We start from the raw sequence: 4427 nt of genomic DNA on the forward strand, positions 1-4427 counted from the left end.
GCCTCGGGCCACCCGCCGTACTCGGCGGCCTCGCCCGCGGGCTTCCCGCCGTGCCCGGTGGGCCCGGGTGTCCCGGCTTCGGGTCTCCCGCCGTGCCCGGTGGCCCCCGGTGCCACGGCCGCGGGCCTCCGGCCGTACTCAGCGGCTCCGGGCCCGGGGCATGCGCCGCGCCCGGTGGGGTCGCCGTCGCTCGGTGGTCTGGCCGCTGCCGGATCTTCGGGGCTTGCTGTACCCGGCGGATCCGCCCGACCCGGCGGGCCTGGCGGATCCGCCCGTCCCGGCGGACCTGGCCGTGCCGGTGTCGTCGGTGATGCCCGCCGGGGGCGGGCCGCCGGCGTGGTGCGGCGGGGTGGGTCGCCGGTGCCACCCGCGGCCGATGCCGCGGCGGCGGCTGCGCCCGCGCCGCTGGGGCGGTTCCTGGCCAAGGCGGCGGCGGTCACCGCCGGGCTGACCGCCGCCGGAGCCGTGCTGGGCCTGGTCCGGGACCAGACCATCGCCCACCTCTTCGGGGCGGGACACGACAGCGACGCCTTCCTCATCGCCTGGACCGTCCCGGAGATGGCGTCCACGCTGCTCATCGAGGACGCCATGGCGCTGTTGATGGTGCCCGCCTTCAGCCACGCCCTCGCCCGCCGGGCCGCCAGCCGCACCGGCCTCACCCGCCGGGAGGCGCGGGCCAAGGACCCCGTGCGGCTCCTGGTCGGCTCCACCCTGCCGAGGCTGGTCCTCTTCCTCGCCGCCGTCGCCTCCGTCCTGGTCGTGGCCGCGCCGCTCGTCGTCGGCGTGCTCGCGCCCGGCCTGCCCGATCCCCAACTGGCCGTCCAGTGCACCCGGCTGACCGCGCTGACGGTGCTCTCCTTCGGCATCGCCGGCTACTTCAGCGCCGCCCTGCGCGCCCACCGCTCCTTCCTGCCACCCGCCGCGATCTACGTCTCGTACAACGTCGGGATCATCGGCACGATGGTCGCCCTGCACGCCCTGTGGGGGGTGCGGGCGGCCGCGGCCGGGGTGGCCTGCGGCGGGCTGCTGATGGTCCTGGTCCAGCTTCCCGCGTTCATCCGCAACGTCGGCTTCGGCCCGCCGCGCACCCGCGGCGCCAGCCGCAGCCAGCGGGACCGGGACCGGCCCACCCTGATCGCCTTCGGGATGATCGCGCCCGTCATCTTCTTCGCCGTGTTCCGGCAGTCGCAGGTGCTGGTCGAGCGCTTCCTCGCCGCCTCCCTGCCGCCCGGTGCCATCTCGCACCTGAACTACGCGCAGAAGGTCGCGCAGATGCCCATGGTGCTCTCGCTGATGATCTGCACCGTCACCTTCCCCGTCGTCGCCCAGGCCATGGCCGGCGGCGACCGGGAGAAGGCCCGGCGGCGGGTCGAGCAGGACCTGGCACTGGCCTCGCTCGCCGTCCTCATGGGCACCGCCCTCGTCATCGGGTACGCGCCCCAGATCATCCAGGTCCTCTTCGAACGCGGCGCGTTCACCCACCAGGACACCCTCGCCACCGCCTCCGTCATGCGCGTCTACGCCGTCGGGCTGCTCGGCCACTGCCTGGTGGGGGCGCTCAGCCGCCCGTTCTTCTCGGCCGCCCGGCCCACCTGGTTCCCGGCGCTCGCGATGTCCGCCGGACTGCTCGTCAACATCGTGGCCGGCGCCTTCGCCGTGCGCTGGTGGGGGACGTACGGCATCGCCGGCGCCAACGCCGCCGGCATCACCACCACCGCCGCCCTGCTGCTCGTCGGCATCGGCTCCCGGATCATCGCCATCCACGTCCGCCAGGTCGCCGTCAGCCTCGGCCGGCTCTCCGTCGCCGCCGCCGCGGCCTGCGCGACCGGCTGGATCGCCGGACCGATGATCCCCGACCCGCTGCTGAGCGCGGCGCTCGGCTGCCTGCTCGTCCCGGCCATGTTCGGGGCCTGCGGCACGGCCATACGGGCGCTCGAAGTCACCGCCCTGCCCACCCTGATCACCCAGAGGTTCCGCAATGCCCGCTGACACCGACACGGCGTCGGCCGCCGCCGCGTCCCCGCCCGCCCGCAGCCGCGGCGCGGCCCCGTGGGTCCTCATGTACCACTCGGTCGCCGAGTTCACCGACCCCGCCGAGGACCCGTACGGCATCACCGTCACCCCCGCCGTCCTGGAGGCCCAGCTGCAGTGGCTGCGCTCCCGCGGGCTGCGCGGCGTCTCCGTCGGCGAGCTGCGCCGGGCCCGGGCCGCCGGGCGCGGCGCCGGGCTGGTGGGACTGAGCTTCGACGACGGCTACGCCGACTTCCCGGGCGAGGCGCTGCCGCTGCTGCGCCGGTACGGGTGCACGGCCACCGTGTTCGTGCTGCCCGGGCGGCTCGGGGTGGACAACGTGTGGGACCCGCTGGGCCCGCGCAAGGCGCTGCTGACCGCCGAGGGCATCCGGGAGGTGGCCGCCGCCGGGCAGGAGATCGGCTCCCACGGGCTGTTGCACCAGCACCTGTCCGGGCTGGCCGACGACGTGCTCCAGCAGGAGCTGCGCGGCAGCCGCGAGCTGCTGCGCGAGATCACCGGCACGCTGCCCGAGGGCTTCTGCTACCCGTACGGGACCCTGGACCGCCGGGTCGTGGCCGCCACGCGCGACGCCGGCTACGGGTACGCCTGCGCCATCGACCCCGGCCGGCTGGCCGGGCCGCACGCCATGCCCCGTACGCACGTCAGCCAGGCGGACGGGCCGGGCCGGATGCGCGTGAAGCAACTGCGTCACCAGGTGCGGGAACTGCGCCGGGCGGTGTTCCGGTGAGCGGGGCGGCGGAGGCGCTGCCGGGCGACGCGACGCGCTTCGAGCCGGGGCAGGGCGGGCTCGTGCAGTCCGGACCCGTGCAGGGGGCGCTGCCCGCGCAGGGCGTGAAGGCGCTGCACATCATCACCGGGCTCGGCATCGGCGGCGCCGAGCAGCAGCTGCGCCTGCTGCTGCGCCATCTGCCCATGCAGTGCGACGTCCTGACCCTGACCAACCCCGGCCCGGTCGCCGACGGCCTGCGCGCCGACGGCGTACGGGTGGTCCACCTGGGCATGCGCGGCAACCGGGACCTGGGGGCCCTGCCCCGGCTCGTCCGCTTCATCCGGCGCGGCGGGTACGACCTGGTGCACACGCACCTGTACCGGGCCTGCGTCTACGGGCGGCTGGCCGCGCGGCTCGCCGGGGTCGGCGCGACCGTGGCCACCGAACACTCGCTGGGGGACGGCGAGATCGAGGGCCGGCCGCTGTCGCGCGGGGTGCGCGCGCTGTACCTGGCCAGCGAACGGCTGGGCGCGGCCACCGTCGCCGTCTCCGACACGGTGGCGGCCCGGCTCCAGGGCTGGGGGGTGCCCGCCGCGCGGGTGCACGTCGTACCGAACGGGATCGAGGCGGTCCGCTTCCGCTTCGACCCGCGGGTGCGCCGGACCACCCGGGCGCGCACCGGGCTGCCGGACCGGGCGTTCGTGGTCGGCGGGGTGGGCCGGCTGGTGCCGGGCAAGCGGTTCGACGTCCTCGTACGGGCGGTGGCGGCGCTGCCCGGGGCGCACCTGCTGATCGCCGGGGACGGGCCCGAGCGGGCCGCCTTGCGCAGGCTGGCCGCCGAGCTGGGCGCCCAGAGCCGGATCCACCTGCTGGGGGAGCGCGACCCGTTGGGCGACAGCGCGGACGGCCGCACCCCGGGCATCCCGGCGCTGCTCGCGGCCATGGACGTCTTCGTCTCGCCCTCGCGGGAGGAGGCCTTCGGGCTGGCGGTGGTCGAGGCGCTCGCGGCGGGCCTGCCCGTCCTGCACGTCACCTGCCCCGCCATCGACGACCTGCCCGCCGCGCAGGCGCCGGGCGCGCGGCGGATCGGTACCGGCACGGAGGAGCTCGTGGCCGCGCTGCGCGGCCACATGGAGGCGGGCGCGACCCGGCTGCCGCCGCCGCCCGTGGTCCGCCGCTACGACATCGCCCACAGCGCCGAACAACTCCTGGAGGTCTACGCCCGGGCCCTGACCAGCCGCGTCCCGCCCCGGCCCCCGGCCTGACCTCCGCCCGGTCCGGGTCAGGGACCGAGCGGCTCCCGGCCCGGGCACCCGGCCCCGAACCCGGCCACCGGACCCGAACCCGGACCTAGGCCCCGGACCTAAGCGGCCTCAGCGAAGTCCGGTGCGGCACCGCGCCCCGTCAGGGGCGCGGGGAACTGCGCGACCAGCCCCCACGGGCCCGCGGTTTCATCACCGCACATCCTGCGGAGCGCTTAGGCCCCGGCCCGGGGCCCGGGCCCAGGGGTTCGGCCCCGGGGCCCGGGCCCGGGCCCCCCCCCCCCCCCCGGCAGGCCCGCGGCGCCCGGGGGGCCCAGGGACGACGGCCGGACGGAAGGCCCCCCCCCCGCCGGGGGCGCCCACCCCCACGCGCAGACGACACCCCACACGCCCCCGCGCGCCGCCGCCAGAGCCCCCGCCGG

General features: G+C 77.2%; 3 protein-coding genes. All 3 read left to right on the forward strand.

Features of this window, described 5'->3' with window-relative positions:
- The first annotated feature begins 360 nt into the window (after positions 1-360).
- The 3 genes from murJ (at position 361) to GPJ59_RS34045 (ending at position 4008) form a co-directional block, all read left to right on the forward strand.
- On the forward strand, positions 361-1989 hold the full coding sequence (gene murJ, locus GPJ59_RS34035) for a murein biosynthesis integral membrane protein MurJ (RefSeq protein ID WP_308120637.1): 1629 nt from the start codon (positions 361-363) through the stop codon (positions 1987-1989).
- Positions 1979-2761 carry a polysaccharide deacetylase family protein gene (locus GPJ59_RS34040; protein ID WP_219671824.1) on the forward strand — a complete coding sequence of 261 codons (783 nt, stop codon included), beginning with the start codon at positions 1979-1981 and terminating at the stop codon, positions 2759-2761. The genes murJ and GPJ59_RS34040 overlap by 11 nt, the downstream gene beginning before the upstream one ends.
- Positions 2762-2865: 104 nt before the next feature.
- The gene (locus GPJ59_RS34045) at positions 2866-4008 is read left to right on the forward strand and encodes a glycosyltransferase (RefSeq protein WP_219671828.1); all 1143 of its coding nucleotides are present in this window, start codon (positions 2866-2868) and stop codon (positions 4006-4008) included.
- Positions 4009-4427: the final 419 nt, after the last annotated feature.

The sequence above is a fragment of the Streptomyces bambusae genome (genome assembly GCF_019400985.1).
In the GTDB taxonomy this organism is placed as follows: Bacteria; Actinomycetota; Actinomycetes; order Streptomycetales; family Streptomycetaceae; genus Streptomyces; species Streptomyces bambusae_A.

What these genes read in the sequence shown, in the direction of transcription:
- GPJ59_RS34040 (WP_219671824.1), top strand. Translation starts at nt 1,979, where the DNA reads ATGCCCGCTGACACCGACACGGCGTCGGCCGCCGCCGCGTCCCCGCCC.